This window comes from Nonomuraea marmarensis, assembly GCF_043197025.1.
Lineage (GTDB): Bacteria > Actinomycetota > Actinomycetes > Streptosporangiales > Streptosporangiaceae > Nonomuraea > Nonomuraea marmarensis.
In genome coordinates this window covers 226,459-246,467 of the sequence record NZ_JBICRM010000010.1, presented here as the reverse complement: position 1 = coordinate 246,467, position 20,009 = coordinate 226,459, and the positions used below count along the sequence as shown (strand labels likewise).

Here is a 20,009-nt window from a genome sequence, read left to right as displayed (position 1 = left end):
CTGGCTTGGAACGAAGCACGCGCGGCGCCGCACGCCCTGCTGAGGACCGCGTCTACACCGGCCTTTACGGTTTGCGCCCCACGCCGCAGACCGCATTGATCACTTCCGACGGCGGCCGCTGCGCCCCCGGCGGTCGCCAGAGCGGCGTGGAGACCACGCCCGGCTCCACGGGTTCGAGCCCCTCGAAGTAGCCGGCCAGCTGCTCGGGGCTGCGCAGCGTGTAGGGGAAGGCGGCCCGCTCGTTGTAGAAGCTCACTGCCTCCACCAGCGCCGGGTTGACGTTGACGCCGTCGGACAAAGCCAGGTGACTGCCGGACGGCAACGCCGCGACAAACCGGCGGACGAGGTCAGTGGCGAGGCCGTAATCGGGCACCTGGCCGGCGATGCTGAGCATCATCAGGCCGATCGGCCGGGAGAAGTCCAGCGTCCTGGCCGCTCCCTCGAGGATGGCGCCGGGGTCGCGCACGTCGGCGTCGAGGTAGTCGGTCATGCCCTCCGGGCTGCTGGAGAGCAGGTCTCGGGCGTGCACGAGCACCAGCGGGTCGTTGTCGACGTAGACGACGCGGGACTCGGGGGCGATGCGCTGCGCCACCTCGTGGGTGTTGTCGGCGGTGGGCAGGCCCGCGCCGATGTCGAGGAACTGCCTGATGCCCGCCTCGGCGACGAGATAGGTCACCGCCCGCTGGAGGAACTCGCGCTGGAGCCTGGCCACCTGCGCGAAATCGGGGAACATGCGCAGCAGATTGTCCCCGGCCTCGTGGTCCACGGCGTAGTTGTCTTTTCCGCCGAGCAAATAGTTCCAGACCCGGGCGGAATGCGGCTTCGTATGGTCGATCCTGGGGTCGGCGTCCATTGCCGAAGCCTATACGATCTTCCCAATTACCCCCGCTCGCGTTGGGAGCCGCGAAATGGCCGACGAGCACCGCTCAGACTTCGCCGCGAAGATCAGTTCGAGCGGGCCGCACGCGGCGCGCATCTGGAACTACTGGATGGGCGGCAAGGACAACTTCGAGGCCGACCGCGCCGCCGGTGACGCCGTCGCCGAGGTGTACCCCGATATCGTCACGATGGCCAAGCAGTCGCGGCGCTTCCTCATCCGCGCCGTCCGCTACCTCGCCGCCGAGGCGGGCGTCCATCAGTTCCTCGACATCGGTACGGGCCTGCCCACGATGCAGAACACCCACGAGATCGCCCAGGGGATCAGGCCGGACGCGCGCATCGTCTACGTCGACAACGACCCGCTGGTCCTCGTACACGCCCGTGCCCTGCTGAAGAACACCACCCCCGGGGGCGTGACCACCTACGTGGACGCCGACTACCACGAACCCGAGCTGATCATCTCCGACGCCCACAACGTGCTCGACTTCACCAAGCCGATCGGCGTGATGTTCATGGGCGTGCTCGGCTACGTGGAGGACTTCGACGTGCTGCTCTCCATCGTGCGCCGGGTGATGGACGCCGTTCCCTCCGGCAGCTACCTGGTGCTCTGGGACGGCTCCGACACCGGTGACGCCGTCAACGAGGGCAGCGCCAAGCTCGCCGAGACCGGGGCCGTTCCCTACTTCCTGCGCCGCCCCGAGCAACTCGCTGAGTGCTTCGCCGGCCTGGAGCCGGTCGAGCCGGGGCTGGTGCCGATCGCGCGCTGGCGCCCCGGCGCCGACGTGGACGAGGCGATCGACGCGTACGGCGCGGTGGCGCGCAAGCCCTGAGCGGAGATACCGATCGGCTCACAGGGGACGGACGCGGACATCGTTGACCGCGCTCCGCACGAAGTCCTGGTCGCCTGAGGCGGCCAGGTAGAAGCCGTCACGGCAGGTGCTCCCCGAGATGGTGTGGCGCGGGTCGAGGACGACGGGCGCTTTGCCCTGTCGTCCGCAGTCGGGGATCGGAGCCAGCACCCCGAGCGGGCCGGGCCACAGGATTACGTTCTCGGTGAGATGGCGGATCATCGGGCGGCCGGCGGCGGTCTCGGCCTTCCTTCGTCGTACGGCTGTCGCACCAAGTTCAGGCCAATGGCTGCCGCCGGCGCAAGCCCACGCGACCCCTCGATCTTGCGTGGCCGGCCGCTGCGAAAGATTATTTCAGAGTGAACCACCCTCAGACGTGAGGAGTAAGGCTTGTCCCTCGATAGGCGCACCCTGCTGCAGACCGCCGGCCTGACGGCCGGTCTGATCGCCCTCGCCCCCTCGACCGCCCACGCCGATGTCCTGACGGCCGCCGACCCCACCCCGCCCCGTGGCAAGAACGAGGGCAGGGGACCCTTCAAGAAGCTCGTGATCCGCGGAGTCAACGTCATCGTCGGTGCCGGAGGCAAGGTCGTCGGCCCGGTCGACATCGTCATCAAGGGCAACCGCATCGCCGAGATCATCCCCATCGACCCGAACGCACCCAAACAGCGAAACCCGCGGGACGCCGACCACGAGATCGACGCCACCGGCATGTGGGTCATGCCTGGCCTGGTGGACGAGCACACCCACACCGGCACCGGCAACAGCCCGCGTACCTATGCCTACAAGTTGTGGCTCGCCCACGGGGTCACCACGGTCCGCGGGGTGACCGTGGCCGCGCACGCCGACGCCGTACGCGACAAGGAAGCCAGCGAGCGCAACGAGATCGTCGCCCCGCGCATCGTGAACTATCAGACCCCGGGCAACGGCTGGGACGGCGGCCAGATCGACTCGGGGGAGAAGGCCGCCGCCTGGGTGGCCTGGGCGGCCACGAACGGTGTGGACGGCATCAAGTTCTTCGGCGACCGGGTGTACGGCAGGCCGGAGATCGAGGTCATGATCGCCGAGGCCGGGAAGCGCGGGCTCGGCACGACCATGCACCACTCGCCGCCGATCTACCCGCAGCTCAACGCCGTCGAGTCCGGCCGGCTCGGCCTCGGCACGGTCACCCACTTCTACGGCCACTTCGAGTCGCTGCTCAAGGAGGGCCGCGAGCATCCCAAGTCGCCGGGCTACGACTACCGGAACGAGGCCGCCCGCTGGCGCGCGGTCGCCACGGTGATCGACTACACGTACCCGCCGGGCTCGCCGCAGTGGAAGGCGTACCTGGAGGAACAGCTCGCGAACAAGGTCACTTTCGGTCCGACCTTCGGTGTCTACCTGGCAGGGCGCGACCTGGCCAGGGTGCGCGGGCTCGACTGGCACCCGCGATTCGCGCTGCCCTCGCTATGGGACTTCTGGGAGCCGAGCCCGCAGGCGCACGGCTCGTTCTACTACGACTGGACGAGCGAGGACGAGGCCAGCTGGAAGCGCTTCTACCAGCAGTACTTCCAGCTCATCCACGACTACAAGGAGATGGGCGGGCGCATCGCCGGCGGCACCGACCCGGGTTTCATCTACAACCTGTACGGCTTCGCCAACATCACCGAACTGGAGATGCTCAGGGAGGCCGGGCTCAGCACGCTGGAGGCCATCGAGGCCATGTCCGGAAATGTCGCCCAGACCATCGCGGACCCGCGGGGCGACAAGCCCCAGTACGGTACGGTCGAGCCCGGCATGTACGCCGACCTCGCCGTGCTCCCGTACAACCCGCTCCAGGACCTCAAGACCCTCTACGGCACCGGCACCGCCCGGCTGGACGCTTCGACCGGCGACATCAAGCGCATCGGCGGCGTGCAGTGGACGATACGCAATGGCATCGTCTACGACGCCAAGAAGCTGCTCGCCGACGTGGCCGACATGGTGAAGGCGCAGAAGGCGGCCGGCGCCTGCAGAGACATCGACCCCGACTGGAGCACCTACGGTCCCTGCGGCGGCAGCTCGGGAGCCGGCATCCCCCCGTCGGCCGAACCGGCCGCGCGGCCGACGGTCCCGAGCAGGGGTTAAGGGTCCAAACAGGGCGGAAGGGATGTGGCGCCGCATCCCTTCCGCGCAGGCTCAACTCGGCCGCGATCCTGCGTCCCGGCGGGCATCACTGCTGGGCCGGCGCCCCTGCAGTGCGATCGCTGGCCGGTTGATCGCTGCCGTTCAGGGTGTCGAGGAAGCGCTGCTCGAACGCGGCGGTGTCGGCCGCTGTGCCGTACCAGAGCAGGCGCCCGGAGGGCGACAGGAACGTGCGCCCGGCTGAAGGACCGTTCAGTACCACGTCGAGGCGTCCGGCGGTGAACTCGACGTGCCCAGGATGGATGGCGCTCATCGCGGCCAGCGGGTCCCACCAGTAGAGCAGGCGGTCCGCGATCAGCGGCTGGACCTCGGGATGGGTGACGATCTCCAGTACGGTGTCGGCGGCCGGAGTGCCGTGGTCGGCATCGAGCCGGGCTATGAACGCGCTGGTGATGAGCACCTCGTTGGCGGCGTCCAGCGACACCATCCGCACGGTTCCCCGGCTCCGGGTGAGCACCGCCCGCGCGGCCGGGGGGTCGAGCCAGTAGTTGAACTCCTGGGTCCCGTCGAACTCCGGCGGGGTGCCGCAGCACAGGTTCCCGGCCACCTTGACGGCTCCGCCCATCGAGGTCAGCCGGGAGGCGGAGTAGGGCAGGGCGGCGGCGAGGTTGGTGAGCGGGCCGGTGGCGATGATCTGAGTCGAAGGATCGGCGCGCAGCACCTTTCTGATCAGCTCCGGGGCGCGCAGCCGCGACGGCGTCTCGTCGCCGGAGCACCCGGGTGTGGCCGCCGTGAGCACTCTGTCGAAGAGCTGTCTCAGCTCGGCGGGGAAGGAGTTGGGCGCGGTGTCCGTTCCGTCGGCGATCCGCACGTTCCGCAGGCCGAGGCGCTCGGCCAGGCACCTCGCGTGCCGGATCGCCCTGCCCGGTAATCCGGCGCCGTTGTTCGTCACCGTGATGGCGCGTAAGTCGATGCGGCCCGCCCTGTGCTCCTGAGACAGGTAGGCCAGCGTGGCCGCGTCGTCGAAGTCCATATCGGTGTCGAAGATGACCGCGGGTGGACGGGCGACGGCCGCCGCAGGCACAGTCGCTGGCGCCGCCATGGCCAGGACGAGGGAGAGCAGGACTCTTTTCATGAGTTTTCCCCGGGTTCGAGGCGATGGTCCGAGATCCAGTTAAACCCAGGATGGCGCCGTCCGGCGACTTGGTCACTGCGCCTGCTCGGCGGCCTCCTCGGCCGAGATCCGGCCCCGGTCGGCCGCCGCGCGCAGCCGACCGGCCGGCGGGTCGGCGGGCCGGCGCCAGTGCCAGTCGGAGACGGTCTGGTAGGCGGCGACGACGGACAGCAGCCGGTCCTCCGCGTACGGAAAGCCGCCGAGGATGGTGCCGATGGGCTCGCCCGCCGCGCTGAAGCCGATCGGGAAACCGATCTCCGGCAGGCCGATCGCGTCGAACGGCGTCGGCGAGGTCTGCACCACCACGTCGCACCTGCCGAACATCTGGTCCAGCACCCGCTCCAGCAGCAGCAGCTTGGCCCGCTGCCCGGTGACGTACTCATTGGCGCCCATCAGCGCGCCCTGGAGCCAGCCGATCAGCGACACCCCGAAGCCGCGCAGGTCGGACCGCAGGTACGGCATGAACGGCTCACTGCGCTCCGGCAGGCGGACGTTGTTGAAGTCGTTGCCTGTCAGCAGGTCCCACTCGTCGGGGAACGGCACCTCGACGAGCGTCACCCCGCGGATCGCCGCCATGGACGACAGGAAGGCGCGGCGCGCGGCGGCGGTCTCGGAGGAGCCGTCGGCGTAGCCGGGCAGCACCCCGATGCGGGTGTTCCAGCGCAGCCTGAGCCGGCCGCCCGTGTAGACGGGGGTGGCGGCGTCGATCAGGGCGGGCAGCTTGGGCAGGCCCTGGGTGCGAGGGTCGGCCGGGTCCTCGCCGGCCATCGCCGTGAGCATGATCGCCGCGTCCTTGGCGTCGCGGGCCAGCGGCCCGGGATGGTCGCGCGTGTAGCTGAGCGGGATGATCCCGTACAGCGACACCCGGCCCATGGTCGGCTTGAGGCCGGTGAGGTTCTGCGCGTTGGACGGCGCGGTGATGGAGCCGCCGGTCTGCGTGCCGGTGCCGGCGGCCGCCATCCGCCCCGCCACCGTGGTGGCCGTGCCGGTGGACGACCCGCCGGGGTTCACGCTCGGGTTGGTCGGCGTCCAGGCGTTGACCGTGGTGATCACGCCGGCCGGGGTCGTGGCCCGGGTGGTGGCGAGCGGACCCATCTGGGTCTTGCCGAGCACGATCGCCCCCGCGGCCTTGAGCCCGGCCACCGCCGTCGCGTCGAAGCCCGGCACGAAGTCCTTGAAGAGGAACGAGTTGGCCGTCGTGGGCACGCCCTGCGTGTAGTAGTTGTCCTTGATCGCGAGCGGTATCCCGTGCAGCGGGCCGCGCCGCTGCCGGCGGCCCGCGGCCTGCGCCGCCTCACGCGCGGCGTCGGCGAGCACGGTGTTGAAGGCCTGGTACGTCGCATCGAACGCGTCGATCCTGGCGAGATAGGCGTCGACCAGCTCCAGCGGGCTGATCTGGCGGTTGCGGATCATCCACGCGGCCTCGGCGAGGGTGAGCTCGGTGGGGTCGGACATGGCCGCGGGCCGCGGCTTCGCGTAGGCGTTGGACACGTCCAGGCCGGGCCGGTCCTTGCCGGACCCGCTCGCCGCCGACGCGGGCGCCGGCAGGGTCGCGGCGATGCCGGCCACCGCGCTCACCGCCGCCGTACTGGCCAGAAACGTGCGCCGGGCCACCGTACGGTCGAGCGGCTGGTCAGCGCCGCCGTCGAGAGTGCTCACTTGCGCCACTCCACGCTGATGGACGGGTACATCATCGGCGCGCGCTGCTGGGACAGCGCGGGATCGGCGGACGCGCCGGTCCCTTCCGGTGCCGGGAGCCGGTAGGCGGCGAGCGTCGCGACCGTACCGCGCATGAACGAGCGCAGCGAGGCGAGGACGGTGTCGCGGCCGGGCGCCCCCGTCTCCGGATCGGCCGCCGTGCCGGCGGGAAGCTGGTCGAGGTCGATGCCCAGAGTGGCCAGCCGGGCCCTGATCATGGTGTTGAGCTCGGTGTCTGAGGGGGGTGCGGGTGTCACGGCGTTCTCCAAGGAAGGGTGCCAGACAACATTCGGAGCGCCGCGTGTCGCCCGAATGTCCCCAAGATCACATACGTGTGAAAACTCATCTCCGCCCGCACCCGCCGTCCGGGAGCTGTTCATCGCATTACTATCAGACATAGTTGTACGCGGGCCAAGGGAGGGAGGGGGGCACATGGGCGGGCCAGGCGCTGGCCAAGACCATCGAGACCGCTCAGCAAGCCGAGGTGGAGCAGATGAGGAAGATCCTCAACCGGCTCTGAGCGCGGAGGCCGGCTGCCCGGCTACCGGGCAGCCGACCTCGTCGCGCGTAGGCGACACGAGAACCCGCCCTCCCCGTAGCGCGAGGACTCAGTGGGGAGGAAGTAGGGAGGAGGTTCGGGGGTGATCAGTGGCCCTGGTGGTAGTGGTGGATCACCGCGTGGCCCTTGCCGCGGGAGATCAGCCACTTGTTCACCGGCGTCGTCAGCACGAAGGCCACCAGCAACGACCCGGCCAGCGCCACCCAGAACAGCCAGCTCGTCAGTCCCGCGTCCATGGCGCCGGGCACGGTCAGCATCACCGCGTTGTCCAGCACCTCCATCACCGCGATGGAAATGGTGTCCGCGGCCAATGCCACCTTCAGCGCCGTGCGGAAGTCGACCCCGGCCCGCAGCACGCCACGCATGGTCAGGGCGTAACCGAACACGAAGGCCAGCGCCACCGACAGGACGACGGTGGCGAGGTTGGCCAGGCCGAGCGCGGTGCCGATGACCATGCCGAGCACCTCACCGATCGCGCAGCCGGTCAGGCAGTGCAAGGTCGCCTGCGCCGCCATGCCCCACGTGGCCGCGGGGGCCGGTGCGGTCGCATGGTGCTCGTGCTCGGCCGAGGTGGCCGGAATGTGGTGTCCAGTGTGATCCATGGTGACGCTCCTTAATCGCGATAGGCCGATTATACGGGTATGGGGTATACATCGGAGCCGTGGGTAACGCTGAAATCGGGCCTTCCTCCTACGCGGTGAAAGAAGAAGATCTTACTACGAACGTTCGTAGGTCAGAGGGTGAGCAGCGAGTGGCAGTGATGGGCCAGGAACGAGCTCAAGCCGGGCACCAGCGCGATCATCGCGGGGCCGCCCAGTTAGTGCGGCGACCTGCTCCGGCGCCAGGGTGCGCATTGCCCCTGTCGTGATGACCGTCTGGGCGCCCAGCTCGCGGCCCGCCCCAGCCGGGGCAGCCAGATCGCGGCCACGACCGTGTAGAGCGTCAGGACGATGGCGGCGATCATGCTGACCTGCCTTTGTGCGGGAACACCTGCAGTGCGGCCTCCAGCGCCGTGGCCTCCTCGGGGGTGAGCCGTTCGAGGAAGTGCACGAGGGTGGCGGCCTGGTTGCCGCTGCCCGCCAGCGCGCTGCGCATCAGGTCGGCGGTATAGGCCTCCTTTGACGCCACCGGCTCGTAGACGTAGGCCCGGCCGACCGGCTGGCGCTTGAGCAGGCCCTTGGTGTGCAGCTTGTCCATCACGGTCATCACGGTGGTGTAGGCGATCGTCCGCTCCTGCCGGAGGTCCTCGAACACGTCGCGGACGGAGGCCGGCCGGCGCCGGGCCCACATCCGATCCATGATCGTGGATTCGAGCTCGCCAAGGCCGCGCATCATGCCGGTCATCCTACCGGCGATCGTAGTCAGAGCGGCCTAGCCGGCCGGACGCCGCAGGTCCAGTCGTACCCTGGCCAGCCAGGACCCCCACGCGAACGCGTAGCCGGGGCGTCCGGCTACTTCTTCAGCCGGAAGAGCCGCAGGGCGTTGGTGCGGCCGATCTTGACGCGGTCGTTCTCGCTGATGGCGGAGTGGTCGAACCAGTCGGCGGCCTCGCGCATGGATTCGTACGGATAGTCGCTGGAGAACAGGACGCGGTCGGCGCCGAGCTCGGACAGCGTGGCGACGAGCGCCTGGGTGCGGAAGTCGCCGCTGGTCGTGACGTAGAAGTTCGTCAGAAGGTAATCGGACAGGGGCCGCCGGAACTTTCGGAGGTCGCCCATGAACGACACCCGATGCTCGATGCGCCACATGGTGAAGGGCAGCGTCTCGCCGAGGTGTCCGAGGATCACGGTGAGCCCCGGGAAGCGATCGAACAGCCCGCTGGTCATCAGCCGCAGCGCGTGCGTGGCCGTTTCGACGGTGAAGCTCCACACGGCGCCGAGCAGTTCGGGGTGGCCTTCGTAGCTGCCCTGGTTGCCGGGGAGCGGGTCCCGGGGGTGCAGGTAGACGGGCAGGCCGAGCGCCTCGGCGCGCTCCCAGAAGGGCAGGAACCGTTCGTGGTCGTAGTACCAGCCGGTTGCGGCGTCACCGAGGTTGGTGAAGCCGTTGACCAGCGCCCCGCGGAAGCCGAGCTCGGTGGCACAGCGTTCGAGCTCGTCGGCGGCGGCCGGCGGGTCCTGCAGGGGGAGTGCGGCCAGGCCCGCGTACCTGTCGGGGTGCTCGCGGACCACTTCGGCGAGGGTGTCGTTCGTCTTCTTGGCGAGCGTGACCGCGCGCCGCGGGTCGGTCTCGGCCTGGACGCCAGGGGCCGTCAGTGACAACACCGACAGCTCGATCCCGGCGGCGTCCATCTCCTCCAGGCGCATGGCGCCGAGGTCGAGCAGCCTGTGCTCTATCTCCCGCATTGTTCGCGGCTCGACGTACTGCGGCAGGCTGTCCGCGAACTCGGGCAGGTTGAAGTGTTCTTCCAGGGCGATCTTGCCGTCCATCACGTCCCCGTTCGTGATACGTACGGTCAATGTTGCCCGCAGCCTGGTTTTCAACCTCCGCGCGAAGCTAACTCGCGTACCGGTGACGGCAGATGATGATCGGTATAGCGTCGGGCGATACGCCCCCCTTCAAGGAGACGCAAACCGTGCGAAACCGGGTCCTGGCCGCGTTGGCGGTCTCGATGGCCATCATCCTTCACGCTTTACCCGCCGCCGCCCGGCCGGCCGCGGCGCAGGACGACCTGCTGGACAGGCTCACGGCCATCCCCGGACTCACGGTGGTGTCGGAGTCCCAGCCGACCGGCTACCGGTTCTTCAACCTGACCTTCACCCAGCCGGTCGACCACCGAAACCCGCGCAGGGGGACCTTCCAGCAGCGCCTCACCCTGCTGCACCGTTCGGCCGAGGCGCCCGTCGTCCTCTATACGGGCGGGTACGGCCTGCCCGTGAACCCCACGGCTTCGCGTACCGAGCCGACCCAGCTGCTCGACGGCAACCAGGTCTCCGTCGAACACCGGTTCTTCCGCTCCTCCCGCCCGGCGCCGGCCGACTGGGACGACCTGACCATCTGGCAGGAGGCGACGGACGAGCACCGGATCGTCCAGGCGCTCAAGCCCCTCTACTCAGGGAAGTGGATCCAGACGGGCGCGAGCAAGGGAGGCATGACGTCCGTCTACCACCGGCGCTTCTACCCCCAAGACGTGGACGCCGTGGTGGGCTATGTCACCCCCAACGACCGGGTGAATCCCCTGGATCACGAGTACGACAGGTTCTTCGCCGGCGTCGGCTCCGAGTCCTGCCGTACCGCGCTGGAGAACGTGCAGCGTGAGGCCCTCAAGCGGCGTGACCGGATGGTGGCGCTGCTGGAGTCGGACGCCGAGCGCAACGGTTACACCTTCACCAGGACACTCGGTAGCGCGGACCGGTCGTTCGAGATGACGATCCTCGATACGGCGTGGGCGTTCTGGCAGTACTCCTCCGCGGCGGACTGCTCCGGCGTGCCGCCCGCGACCGCCACGGACGCGGAGCTGTACGCCTGGATCGACACCGTCGCCTTCTTCGGCTTCTACACCGACCAGGGCCTGGAGTACTACACGCCGTACTACTACCAGGCGGCCACCCAGCTCGGCTGGCCCGACCTTAGGTTCGAGCACCTGCGCGGGCTGACCCGTCACCGCGGCCTCTACCAGCCCAACTCGGTGCTCCCCGCCGAGCTCCGCTCCCGGCACGACGCGCGGCCGATGCTCGACGTGGACCACTGGGTGCGTACTCGGTCGGAGCGGATGCTGTTCGTTTACGGCGAGAACGACCCGTGGAGCGCCGAGCGGTTCACCCCGAGCGGGCGTGACTCCTACCTCTACGTCGCGCCCGGCGCCAATCACGGCGCCAGCATCGCGCGCCTGTCCGAAGCGGATCGCGCGGCGGCGACGGCCACCCTGCGGCGCTGGGCGGAGGTGTCGCCTGCCCAGCGGCGCTCGGAAGCGGCGGCCATCCCGGCTGACGACATGCTCACCGATCGCCGCACCCGCTGACGCCGAAGTCGCGGCGTCATTCCTCGATGTGGATGGCCAGCGCCGGGCACACCGCTACGGCCTGCCGGACGTCGGCGGCCAGCGCGGCGGGCGGGGTGGGGTCGAGCAGCACCGCTATCCCGTCCTCGTCGCGCTGGTCGAACACGTCCTGGGCGGCCATCACGCATTGCCCGGAAGCGACACACTTGTCCTGGTCGAGAATTACCTTCATGAGATCCTCTTTGTTCGTCTGCTGGGGAGAGTCACCAGGTCACGGGTAGTTCGTAGACCCCGTAGACGGAGCCGTCGTGCTTGAACGGGATGCGTTCCAGGTCCGCCGCCAGCCGCAGGGTGGGGATGCGCCGGTAGAGGGTGCTGTAGACGACCTGCAGCTCCATCCGGGCCAAGGGCTGGCCCAGGCACTGGTGCACGCCGAATCCGAAGGCCACGTGGTGGCGGGCGTCGCGGTGGAGGTCCAGCCGGTCGGGGTCGGGGAAGGCCGCGGGGTCGCGGTTGGCGATGTCGTTGGCCATGATCAACCCATCGCCGGCGCGGATGGTGTGGCCGGCGATCTCGATGTCCGCCAGCGCGAGCCGGCGGCGGCCGTTGTGCGTGATGTTCAGGTAGCGCAGCAACTCCTCCACCGCCCCCGCGACCAGCTTCGGATCGTCGCTCTGGCGCAGGAGGGCCAGCTGGTCGGGGTGTTCCAGCAGGGCGAGCGTGCCGAGGGCGATCATGTTCGCGGTGGTCTCGTGCCCGGCGATCAGCAGCAGTACCCCCATCTGCGCTGCTTCCTGCCGGGACAGCTCCCCGGCGGTGACCCGCTCGGCCAGCCGGGACAGCAGGTCGTCACCGGGGTCGGCGAGCTTCTCGCCCATCAGGCCGTCCAGGTAGTCAGCCAGCCGGCCGAAGGAGGCGAAGCGCTGCTCGGGCGTCGCGTCGCGCTTGATGATGGTCTTGCTGTTGTCCTGGAAGAAGTCGTGGTCGGCGTACGGCACCCCGAGCAGCTCGCAGATCACCAGGGACGGCACCGGCAAGGCGAACGCCTCGACCAGGTCCACCGGCTTCGGGCCGGCCAGCAGGCCGTCGATCAGATCGTCCACGATCTTCTGTACGGCCGGTCGCATCGCCTCCACCCGCCTGATGGCGAACGGCGCCGTCACCATCCGCCGCAGCCGCGCGTGCTCGGGGTCGTCCATCAGGATGAAGCTGATGGACGAGCCGTTGACCGGGGCCGGGCTCGGGTAGCCGGGGCGGGTGATGTCGGCGCTGACCCTCGGGTCGGCCAGCAACGCCCGTTGCTCGGCATAGCGGGTCACCAGCCACGGCGTGCTGCCGTCCCACAGCCGGACCTTGGTGAGCGGGCCCTCCTCCTGCTTGGACCGCAGAGCCGGCGGGGGATCGAACGGGCACCCCGCCGCCCTGGCCATCGGGAACTCCGGAATCTGGGCCGGATCGGAGGTAATCGTCATTGCCTTTCCTTCCGCGGTTGGGATGTTTCACAGGGCGGGAGCGAGGTGACCTCCTGGCGGCGCAGGCGGGCCTGTTTGGGCATGTTCCAGCCGAGAACGCCGGTGGTCCTGCCGTCCTGGCGATAGAGCGCGACGAAGCGGCGGCTGGCCAGGTCCCCCTCCACGACGGTCAGCTCGGCGTCGGGGGACGGCGTCCCGTGTACGTGGATCTTCGCGTCGAACTGGTCGGTCCAGAAGTACGGCACGGGGCTGTAGGGCCGGTCGTCGCCGAGGATGTTGGCCGCGACGGCGCCGGCCTGTTCGACGGCGTTGGTGCGGTTCTCCAGCCGGATCGACGTCCCCAGATCGGCGTGGTGCCAGCGGGCCACGTCGCCGGCCGCGTAGATTCCCTCGGCGGCCCGGCAGCGGGAGTCGCAGACCAGCCCGTTGTCCAGCCGCAGGCCGCTGCCGGCCAGCCAGCCGGTCGCCGGGTCGGCCCCGATCGCCACCACGACCACGTCGGCCGGCAGCACCTCGCCGGTGTCCAGGCACACGCCGGTGACCCGTCCCTGCTCCCCGGCCAGCCCGCTGACCCCGGCGCCCAGCCGCAGGCGTACCCCTTGCTCGGCGTGCAGGTCGGCGAGCAGTCCCGCGACCGCCGGTCCGAGCTGGCTCGCCAGGGGCGCCGGCTGTGGACCGGCCATGGTGACCGTCAACCCCATGCCCCGCGCGGTGGCGGCGATCTCTGCGCCGAGCACCCCCTCGCCGACGACCACGAGCCGCGCGGAAGAGCGCAGCTCCGCCCGCAGCGCCAGGGCGTCGTCGAGGGTACGCAGCACGTGCACACCCGCCAGCCCGGCCTGCCCGGGAAGCACGCGAGCCCGCAGCCCCGTGGCGATGACCACGGCGTCGGCCCGCAGGGCACGCCCGGACGCTGTGTGGACGGTGCGCGTGGCCGGGTCCAGGCCGACGGCCGGGTCGCCGAGGATGAACTCGGCGTCCGGGTGCCGGAGCCGGATCCGTTCGGGATCCCAGACGCCGGAGAGGACCTGTTTGGACAGCGGTGGCCGATCGTAGGGCAGGTGCGGCTCGGCGCCCAGAACGGTCAGGCTGCCCTGGTAGCCCCTGCGCCGCAACACGTCCACCGTGGCGAGCCCGGCGGCGGAGGCGCCGACCACCAGTACGCCGGAGGGAGCGTTCACGCGCTGGGGTTCCTGTCCACGCGAGCTCCGGCCGATTCGCTGGCGGGTGCCAGCCACAACCCGACGATCGCGTCGATCAGCCCGGTCGCGGCGCCGTCCCAGGTGGACCGGGGCGTGGGGGTGCCCTCGGCCAGAGCGCGTTCGCGCTCGGCGCAGATGTGCACCATCAGCTGGCGGGCCATGTCATAGCGCTCGGCGCGCACCTCGGCCGGCAGCGTCGAGAGGCACCGGTTCAGCCCGTCGAGGATCGCCTGCAGGGAGGGCGAGGAGAGAGACTCCTCGATCATGATCTCGCGGAGTGCGGGGTCGGTCATCACCTGGGCGCCGAACCGGGCGAACCACGTGGGGCTGCTCAGGGTGGCCAGATGGTCGGTGACCGGGCGGACCAGACAGGTCACCCATTCCCGGACATCGGTGGAGCCGCCGATCTCGGCCACCATCCTCCGGCGTACCCGCTCGATCGGCTCGGCGTGTTTACGCACGATCGCGCGTACCAGATCCGGCTTCGTGCCGAAGTGGTAGCCGACCGCGGCGTTGTTTCCCTGCCCCGCGGCCTCGCTGACCTGGCGGTTGGACACGGCGAACACCCCGTGCTCGGCGAACAACCGCTCCGCCGCCGTCAGGATCTGCTCCCGCGTCGCGCTGACCCGCTCGGCCCGTACGGCCATGGTCACCACCGCACCGGAACTTCGCGCTGCTGTCCGTCACCTTGGCTCACCACGGCCTCCTCCGAACTGACCTCCGATTTCATGCACAGTTAACCGGGTCTGTTAGCTTTAAGTCAAGCAGTTGATTTAAAGTTTACTCGTCCATGTACGCGACCCCTCGGAGGCTTCTCCATGCCCCTCGCCCCTGCCGGCCCGCCGCGACCGAACACCGTCGTGATGGTGCTGGCCTTCGCCGGGATCGTGGTCGCGCTGATGCAGACCTTGGTGATCCCGCTGATCCCCCAGCTCCCGAAGCTCCTGGGCGCGTCCCCGTCCGACGCCACCTGGGCGATCACCGCCACCCTGCTCGCGGGCGCCGTCGCGACGCCGGTGGTGGGACGACTGGGAGACATGTACGGCAAGCGGCGCCTGCTCCTGGTCAGCCTCGCCCTGCTGGTGGCCGGTTCGGTCGTCGGCGGCCTCAGCGACACGCTGGGGCCGATGGTCGTCGGACGGACCCTGCAAGGTCTGGCGGCCGGCGTCATCCCGCTGGGAATCAGCATCATGCGCGACGAGCTGCCGGCCGAACGGCTCGGTTCCGCGACCGCCCTAATGAGCGCCTCGCTGGGCGTGGGCGGCGCGCTCGGCCTGCCCGCGGCCGCCCTGCTGGCCGAACGCGCCGACTGGCACGTGCTGTTCTGGACGGCGGCGGGGTTCGGCGTGCTCGCCACCGTGCTCGTGCTGACGCTCGTGCCGGAGTCCGCGGTCCGTAGCGGAGGGCGTTTCGACCTGGTGGGTGCGGCCGGGCTGTCGGCCGGCCTGATATGCCTGCTGCTGGCGATCTCCAAGGCCGCCGACTGGGGCTGGACCAGCGCCCTGACCCTTGGCCTGTTCGCCGCGTCGGCCGTCGTGCTCGTGTCGTGGGGCTGGTGGGAGCTGCGCGCCGGGCAGCCGCTGGTGGACCTGCGCACCACCGCACGCCGCCAGGTGCTGCTCACCAACCTCGCCTCCGCCGTGTTCGGATTCGCGATGTTCGCGATGTCCCTGGTGCTGCCGCAACTGCTGCAGCTGCCCAAGCTCACCGGCTACGGCCTGGGGCAGACGATGCTGGTCGTGGGCCTGGTGCTGGCACCGTCCGGCCTGGTGATGATGGCCATGGCGCCGCTGTCCGCGCGGATCTCGCGAGCGAGGGGCCCGAAGGTGACGCTGATGATCGGCGCCGCCGTGGTCGCCGCCGGCTATGGCCTGAGCGTGGTGCTGATGTCCGCCATCTGGCACCTCGTGCTCGTCTCCGCCGTGATCGGGGCCGGCATCGGGTTCGCATACGGGGCCATGCCCGCGCTCATCATGTCCGCCGTTCCCGTCGGGGAGACGGCCGCGGCCAACAGCCTCAACACCTTGATGCGATCCATCGGCACCTCCATGTCCAGCGCGGTGGCCGGTGTCGTCCTGGCTCAGCTGACCGCCACGTTCGGCTCCATCACCGTCCCCTCGGAGAACGGCTTCCGCCTGATCATGGCGATCGGCAGCGGCGCGGCCCTGGTCGCCTTGGCGATCGCGGCCTTCATACCCGGCCGGCGCCCGGCTCCCGCCGTGGCGGCATCGCCCACAGCGACTCGGACGCCGGCAAAGGCTCCCTCCGCCGGTTGAGGACGCGTACCGGTCGTGGTGATCACGTTTCGCCGTCGACGTCCCACCGGTCTGTAGCGCCTCCGGCGAAGAACATTTTGGTGCGAGCACCGATCACTGCCATTTCAGCGAGCCCCGAGTCGCCCAGTAGGTCTGGGGATCCTCGGCCAGTACGGTGAGGCGCTCGTCGAGTTCCTCGTCCCAGCCGATGTGGGCCGCGGTCAGGTTGCTGTGGAGCTGGTCCACCGAGGCGGCCCCGCTCAGCACCACGCCGGCCCACGGTTGGGCCAGGATGGCGGCCAGGGCCAGGGCGTCGGGGGTGAGGCCGCGTTCCCGGGCGGCGGTGGCGAGGGCGGGCGGGGCGGTGCGGGCGGTCAGGCGGCCGTTCGCCACGCCCTCCTTGACGATCACGCCCAGGCCGGCCTCATGGGCCCGGGCCAGCGCCGGGCCGGCGGATCGCGCCAGCAGGTTCCAGGTCGCCTGCACCGTGTCGAACAGGCCGAGCTCGATCGCCCGGTCGATGGTGTCCGCCTGCCGCGGGCCGGTCGTGGACAGGCCGACCGGTATGCCGGCGGCGCGCAACTCGGTGAGAACGTCCTCGTCGTCCAGCACGCCGCTCTCCACGGTGGCCGAGTGGATCTGGTACAGCGACAGGTACTCGCCCAGCAGCGCCCGGCTCTCGTCGAGCTGACGTCGCAGGCGGCCGGCGGACAGCTCCTTGACCTCGTGCCGGTCGGCGTCCATCCGCCAGTCGCCGACGTAGGCGTACCCCCATTTCGATCCCACGGTCACCGCCCCGGGCGGGATGGCGCGCTCGCGCAGCCAGCCGGCGAGGAACTCCTCCGCCCGGCCGTAGGAGCGGGCCACGTCGAAGTAGCGGACGCCGGCCGCCCGCGCCGCGTCCAGCACCGCCCAGCTCCGCGCCCGCATCGCGGCGACGCTGCGATCGCCGCCGAGATCCTCCTCCCGGCCGAGCGTGATGTAGGCCGGACGGCCCAGCGCGGCCAGCCCGATCCCCACCGGCGTCACCCGCAACCCGGTCCGGCCCAGCAGACGCACACCCAGCTCATCCCGCATCGCGGCGGCCCCAGCTCTCCGCTGTCATGCCGCCAGTCCACCACACGCTTCCGGCTGCGCTCGCGCCACACCGATTCGGCGAGGGCGGTCGGCAGCAGGGGATGGGCCGGCCACAACACGGCCATCTTGCCCGGGCGGCGTTCTCCCATGTCAGGGTGTGCATTCAGACGAAAACGCAACCTCAGAGCAATACGTTAGAAACTTATAATCTTTACGTTCTTCTCATGAGGTCGTCTGAGTCGCAGAGCCCGTCGCAGCTCCCCGTGGAGATCGATCGTGGATCGCCGGTGCCGTACCACGAGCAGATCTACCGGCTGTTGCTCGACAGGATCGTGTCCGGACGCCTCGCCCCCGGCGAGAAGCTCATGCAGGAAAAGGAGTACGCGCTACGCCTGGGGGTCAGCCTGGCCCCCGTACGGCAGGCGATCCTGGCGCTTGTCAAGGACGGTTATCTGACCAGGACCCGGGGCCGGGGGACCTACGTCAGGGAGACCAAGGTCGGCGCCGAGATCCAGTTGCTGACCAGCTTCACCGCCACCCTCAATGCGACCGGGCTGCCGGCGGAGATGCGGGTGCTGGCCGCCGAGACGGTCCCGGCCGGCGAGCCGGTCGGCACCAGGCTCGGGGTGCCGGACGGCACCGAGTTGGTGCGGTTGCGGCGGCTGGCGTACCTGGCCGGCGAACCGGTGGTGCTGCTCTCGGCGTGGTTACCGGCATCGCTGTATCCGGGCCTGGCCGACGCCGACCTGAGCGGTTCGCTCTACCACCTGCTGGAGGAGCGGTACGGCACGGTGATGACCTCCGCCCGCAACATCATCGAGGTGGTCAGGGCGCTCCCCGAGCACGCCACTCATCTCCAGGTCCCCGTGGGCGAGGCGCTGCTGCGGGTGGAGGCCGTCACCCGCGACCAGCACGGGACTCCCGTGGAGTTCTCCCAGGTGCTCTACCAGGCCGACCGGTTCAGGTTCGAGATCGAAAGTCATCCGCAGCACGGGGTCGGCTTCCAGCCCTCCCTGCGAACATCCCCCGACGGCACTACTCGATAGCTCGACGGCCGCACCGTCACGCACGTCGTGCGGCCAGACAGAGAGGGGCCCTTGCCGTGGCCGTACCCAGTCAACTCCCCACCTCCTCCTCCGACAGGCAAGCAGGCGTCTTCGTCCGGAACGCCACCGGCCTCATCCGCGAGGTGTCCTTCTTCGACGCCTTCGTCATGAACACCTTCGGAATGAACGTCGCGGTCGGCGCCGTCTTCCTCTTCCTCCAGGCACAGACGGCCTTCTCCGGGGGCAACATGCTGCTCTCGGTGGTCATCGGCACCGTGCTGATGGCGTTCACGCTGCTCAGGGTGTACGCCGAGTTCGCCGCCGCGATGCCGCGCTCCGGGGGAGACTACGTCTTCGTCAGCCGTACCCTGCACCCGATCCTCGGCTTCCTGCTCTCCTGGAGCCAGGGCCTGTGGATGATCTTCTTCTGGATCGGCTTCAACGCCTACTTCGCGCTCACCTTCGCGGTTCCCGCGGCGCTGGCCACGTTGGGCTCCGTCACCGGCCAGAAGGTCTGGCTGGACATGAGCACGGGGCTGCTCGCCCAGCACGAGCTGTTCGGCATCACCACCCAGTGGTGGGTGCTCGGCCTGGGCACGCTCATCACCGTCGGCTTCGGCGTGCTCCTCGTACTGGGGGGCCAGCGCTACTGGCGGTGGCAGAAGTTCCTCTTCGCGATCGCCGGTCTCAGCCTGCTGGTCTCGTTCATCCTGCTGGTCTTCCAGGGCGGGAACATCACCGATGGCTGGAACGACTTCGCCGGCCGGAACGGCGGGCTGACCTTCGACCAGATCATCCCGGCCGCGGAGCAGGCCGGCTACACCGGAAACAACGCGTCGTTCAGCTTCCTCGACACTCTGCTGATGCTGCCCTGGGTGTTCTTCGTGGTCGGCTTCGCGCAGGGCTCCGCGCAGATCGGCGGCGAGATCAAGCGCGCCTCGAAGACGCAGTACCGGGCGATGGTCGGCGGCGTGCTGGCCAGCGGCCTGGTGCTCGCCCTGCTCACGATCGTGGTCACCGGGCACGTGAGCCCCCAGTGGCTGGGCAGCCTGGGCTACCTCGCGAACGCCGCCCCCGACACCCTCGGCCTGCCCGCCGGGCTGCCGCCCGGCTTCAACTTCCTGGCCGCGTTGCTGACGCACAACGTCTTCCTGCTGCTCCTGATCGGCGTCGGCTTCGTGATCTGGGCGGTGATGGGCACCCCGCTGTCGACCATGCAGGCCACCCGGTACATGCTCGCCTGGTCGCTGGACCGCACGGTGCCGCAGCAACTGGGGGAGGTGAGCGAACGATTCCACACGCCGGTGAAGGCCATCGTGCTGTGCGTCGTCACCGGCGAGATCGCCCTGGTCGCGCTGGTCAACTGGGCCAACGCCAGCCTGCTCGGCGCCCTGCTGGCGCAGATCCTGGCATTCATCATCGTCGCGCTGGCCGGCGTGGTGTTCCCCTACCGGCTGCGCGACGTCTGGGAGTCGGCCGGCGGGAAGCGCATCCTCGGCATCCCCGTCGTGGCGCTGGCCGGGGCGGGCGGCGTGCTCACGCTCGGCGCACTGCTGATCGCCTTCATCGCCAACGACACGATCAACTCGACGTTCGGGGTGACTCGGGAGCTCTCGCTCTGGTTCATGTCCGGCGTGATCGTGACAGGAATCGTCTGGTACGTCGCCGCCCGCCTGATCAACCGCAGCCGCGGGGTGGACCTCAGCCTGGTCTACCGGGAGATCCCGCCGGAGTGAACGACCTATCTGAAAGGAGCTTC

At 69.7% G+C, this 20,009-nt stretch carries 21 protein-coding genes; 6 read left to right on the top strand and 15 right to left on the bottom strand.

Features of this window, described 5'->3' with window-relative positions; genetic code table 11:
• Nucleotides 1-64: 64 nt before the first annotated feature.
• Entirely contained in the window at nt 65-853 is a 789-nt protein-coding gene (locus tag ACFLIM_RS19325) for an SAM-dependent methyltransferase (RefSeq protein WP_393167277.1), read from the bottom strand.
• 55 nt (nt 854-908) lie between these two features.
• Here ACFLIM_RS19325 and ACFLIM_RS19320 point away from each other — a divergent pair, with 55 nt between their 5' ends.
• Complete coding sequence (locus tag ACFLIM_RS19320; protein WP_393167275.1) at nt 909-1,709, top strand: SAM-dependent methyltransferase; 801 nt, start codon at nt 909-911, stop codon at nt 1,707-1,709.
• 18 nt (nt 1,710-1,727) lie between these two features.
• On the opposite strand, the gene ACFLIM_RS19315 is transcribed toward ACFLIM_RS19320, so the two are convergent.
• Entirely contained in the window at nt 1,728-1,949 is a 222-nt protein-coding gene (locus ACFLIM_RS19315) for a hypothetical protein (RefSeq protein WP_393167273.1), read from the bottom strand.
• A 168-nt stretch (nt 1,950-2,117) separates the two neighbouring features.
• Between ACFLIM_RS19315 and ACFLIM_RS19310 the strand changes: the two genes are divergently transcribed.
• On the top strand, nt 2,118-3,833 hold the full coding sequence (locus ACFLIM_RS19310) for an amidohydrolase family protein (RefSeq protein ID WP_393167271.1): 1,716 nt from the start codon (nt 2,118-2,120) through the stop codon (nt 3,831-3,833).
• Between the two features lie 85 nt (nt 3,834-3,918).
• Here the strand turns inward: ACFLIM_RS19310 and ACFLIM_RS19305 are convergent, their stop codons facing one another.
• The 7 genes from ACFLIM_RS19305 to ACFLIM_RS19275 all read right to left on the bottom strand — a co-directional run bounded on the left by ACFLIM_RS19305 (nt 3,919) and on the right by ACFLIM_RS19275 (nt 9,717).
• Entirely contained in the window at nt 3,919-4,965 is a 1,047-nt protein-coding gene (locus ACFLIM_RS19305) for a nucleoside hydrolase (protein WP_393167269.1), read from the bottom strand.
• 72 nt (nt 4,966-5,037) lie between these two features.
• The gene (locus ACFLIM_RS19300) at nt 5,038-6,663 is read right to left on the bottom strand and encodes an amidase (RefSeq protein WP_393167267.1); all 1,626 of its coding nucleotides are present in this window, start codon (nt 6,661-6,663) and stop codon (nt 5,038-5,040) included.
• Complete coding sequence (locus ACFLIM_RS19295; protein WP_393167265.1) at nt 6,660-6,959, bottom strand: hypothetical protein; 300 nt, start codon at nt 6,957-6,959, stop codon at nt 6,660-6,662. Before ACFLIM_RS19295 ends, ACFLIM_RS19300 begins: the two co-directional genes overlap by 4 nt.
• A 388-nt stretch (nt 6,960-7,347) precedes the next feature.
• Nucleotides 7,348-7,863 carry a DUF4396 domain-containing protein gene (locus ACFLIM_RS19290; RefSeq protein WP_393167263.1) on the bottom strand — a complete coding sequence of 172 codons (516 nt, stop codon included), beginning with the start codon at nt 7,861-7,863 and terminating at the stop codon, nt 7,348-7,350.
• A 215-nt stretch (nt 7,864-8,078) separates the two neighbouring features.
• Nucleotides 8,079-8,225 carry a hypothetical protein gene (locus tag ACFLIM_RS19285; protein WP_393167261.1) on the bottom strand — a complete coding sequence of 49 codons (147 nt, stop codon included), beginning with the start codon at nt 8,223-8,225 and terminating at the stop codon, nt 8,079-8,081.
• On the bottom strand, nt 8,222-8,596 hold the full coding sequence (locus ACFLIM_RS19280) for a BlaI/MecI/CopY family transcriptional regulator (RefSeq protein WP_393167259.1): 375 nt from the start codon (nt 8,594-8,596) through the stop codon (nt 8,222-8,224). The genes ACFLIM_RS19285 and ACFLIM_RS19280 overlap by 4 nt, the downstream gene beginning before the upstream one ends.
• A 116-nt stretch (nt 8,597-8,712) precedes the next feature.
• Nucleotides 8,713-9,717, bottom strand: coding sequence for an amidohydrolase family protein (locus tag ACFLIM_RS19275; RefSeq protein WP_393167257.1), 1,005 nt, complete (start codon nt 9,715-9,717; stop codon nt 8,713-8,715).
• Nucleotides 9,718-9,833: 116 nt separating this feature from the next.
• Between ACFLIM_RS19275 and ACFLIM_RS19270 the strand changes: the two genes are divergently transcribed.
• Nucleotides 9,834-11,219 (top strand): S28 family serine protease, encoded by a 1,386-nt coding sequence (locus ACFLIM_RS19270; protein ID WP_393167255.1) that lies wholly within the window; start codon nt 9,834-9,836, stop codon nt 11,217-11,219.
• Between the two features lie 16 nt (nt 11,220-11,235).
• Here the strand turns inward: ACFLIM_RS19270 and ACFLIM_RS19265 are convergent, their stop codons facing one another.
• The 4 genes from ACFLIM_RS19265 to ACFLIM_RS19250 are packed head-to-tail and all read right to left on the bottom strand — an operon-like array spanning nt 11,236 to nt 14,519.
• On the bottom strand, nt 11,236-11,430 hold the full coding sequence (locus ACFLIM_RS19265) for a ferredoxin (RefSeq protein WP_393167253.1): 195 nt from the start codon (nt 11,428-11,430) through the stop codon (nt 11,236-11,238).
• A 31-nt stretch (nt 11,431-11,461) separates the two neighbouring features.
• Nucleotides 11,462-12,670, bottom strand: coding sequence for a cytochrome P450 (locus ACFLIM_RS19260; RefSeq protein ID WP_393167251.1), 1,209 nt, complete (start codon nt 12,668-12,670; stop codon nt 11,462-11,464).
• Nucleotides 12,667-13,851, bottom strand: a complete 1,185-nt coding sequence (locus tag ACFLIM_RS19255; RefSeq protein ID WP_393167249.1) for an NAD(P)/FAD-dependent oxidoreductase — start codon at nt 13,849-13,851, stop codon at nt 12,667-12,669. The genes ACFLIM_RS19260 and ACFLIM_RS19255 overlap by 4 nt, the downstream gene beginning before the upstream one ends.
• Complete coding sequence (locus ACFLIM_RS19250; RefSeq protein WP_393167247.1) at nt 13,848-14,519, bottom strand: TetR/AcrR family transcriptional regulator; 672 nt, start codon at nt 14,517-14,519, stop codon at nt 13,848-13,850. The genes ACFLIM_RS19255 and ACFLIM_RS19250 overlap by 4 nt, the downstream gene beginning before the upstream one ends.
• A gap of 171 nt (nt 14,520-14,690) precedes the next feature.
• On the opposite strand from ACFLIM_RS19250, the gene ACFLIM_RS19245 reads away from it, so the two are divergent.
• Nucleotides 14,691-16,148 (top strand): MFS transporter, encoded by a 1,458-nt coding sequence (locus ACFLIM_RS19245; protein WP_393167245.1) that lies wholly within the window; start codon nt 14,691-14,693, stop codon nt 16,146-16,148.
• Nucleotides 16,149-16,241: 93 nt separating this feature from the next.
• On the opposite strand, the gene ACFLIM_RS19240 is transcribed toward ACFLIM_RS19245, so the two are convergent.
• Both ACFLIM_RS19240 and ACFLIM_RS19235 read right to left on the bottom strand, forming a co-directional pair.
• Nucleotides 16,242-17,186 carry an aldo/keto reductase gene (locus ACFLIM_RS19240; RefSeq protein ID WP_393167243.1) on the bottom strand — a complete coding sequence of 315 codons (945 nt, stop codon included), beginning with the start codon at nt 17,184-17,186 and terminating at the stop codon, nt 16,242-16,244.
• Entirely contained in the window at nt 17,153-17,353 is a 201-nt protein-coding gene (locus ACFLIM_RS19235) for a hypothetical protein (RefSeq protein WP_393167242.1), read from the bottom strand. Before ACFLIM_RS19235 ends, ACFLIM_RS19240 begins: the two co-directional genes overlap by 34 nt.
• Before the next feature lie 75 nt (nt 17,354-17,428).
• Here ACFLIM_RS19235 and ACFLIM_RS19230 point away from each other — a divergent pair, with 75 nt between their 5' ends.
• Nucleotides 17,429-18,250: a GntR family transcriptional regulator gene (locus ACFLIM_RS19230; RefSeq protein WP_393167240.1), complete on the top strand. Its 822-nt coding sequence runs from the start codon at nt 17,429-17,431 to the stop codon at nt 18,248-18,250.
• Nucleotides 18,251-18,306: 56 nt separating this feature from the next.
• On the top strand, nt 18,307-19,986 hold the full coding sequence (locus tag ACFLIM_RS19225; RefSeq protein ID WP_393167238.1) for an APC family permease: 1,680 nt from the start codon (nt 18,307-18,309) through the stop codon (nt 19,984-19,986).
• Nucleotides 19,987-20,009: the final 23 nt, after the last annotated feature.

Coding starts and splice junctions, on each gene's coding strand:
- ACFLIM_RS19305 (WP_393167269.1), bottom strand. CDS start 4,965: ATGAAAAGAGTCCTGCTCTCCCTCGTCCTGGCCATGGCGGCGCCAGCG.
- ACFLIM_RS19320 (WP_393167275.1), top strand. CDS start 909: ATGGCCGACGAGCACCGCTCAGACTTCGCCGCGAAGATCAGTTCGAGC.
- ACFLIM_RS19280 (WP_393167259.1), bottom strand. CDS start 8,596: ATGATGCGCGGCCTTGGCGAGCTCGAATCCACGATCATGGATCGGATG.
- ACFLIM_RS19230 (WP_393167240.1), top strand. CDS start 17,429: ATGAGGTCGTCTGAGTCGCAGAGCCCGTCGCAGCTCCCCGTGGAGATC.
- ACFLIM_RS19265 (WP_393167253.1), bottom strand. CDS start 11,430: ATGAAGGTAATTCTCGACCAGGACAAGTGTGTCGCTTCCGGGCAATGC.
- ACFLIM_RS19245 (WP_393167245.1), top strand. CDS start 14,691: ATGCCCCTCGCCCCTGCCGGCCCGCCGCGACCGAACACCGTCGTGATG.
- ACFLIM_RS19260 (WP_393167251.1), bottom strand. CDS start 12,670: ATGACGATTACCTCCGATCCGGCCCAGATTCCGGAGTTCCCGATGGCC.
- ACFLIM_RS19315 (WP_393167273.1), bottom strand. CDS start 1,949: ATGATCCGCCATCTCACCGAGAACGTAATCCTGTGGCCCGGCCCGCTC.
- ACFLIM_RS19250 (WP_393167247.1), bottom strand. CDS start 14,519: ATGGCCGTACGGGCCGAGCGGGTCAGCGCGACGCGGGAGCAGATCCTG.
- ACFLIM_RS19285 (WP_393167261.1), bottom strand. CDS start 8,225: ATGATCGCCGCCATCGTCCTGACGCTCTACACGGTCGTGGCCGCGATC.
- ACFLIM_RS19325 (WP_393167277.1), bottom strand. CDS start 853: ATGGACGCCGACCCCAGGATCGACCATACGAAGCCGCATTCCGCCCGG.
- ACFLIM_RS19235 (WP_393167242.1), bottom strand. CDS start 17,353: ATGGGAGAACGCCGCCCGGGCAAGATGGCCGTGTTGTGGCCGGCCCAT.
- ACFLIM_RS19290 (WP_393167263.1), bottom strand. CDS start 7,863: ATGGATCACACTGGACACCACATTCCGGCCACCTCGGCCGAGCACGAG.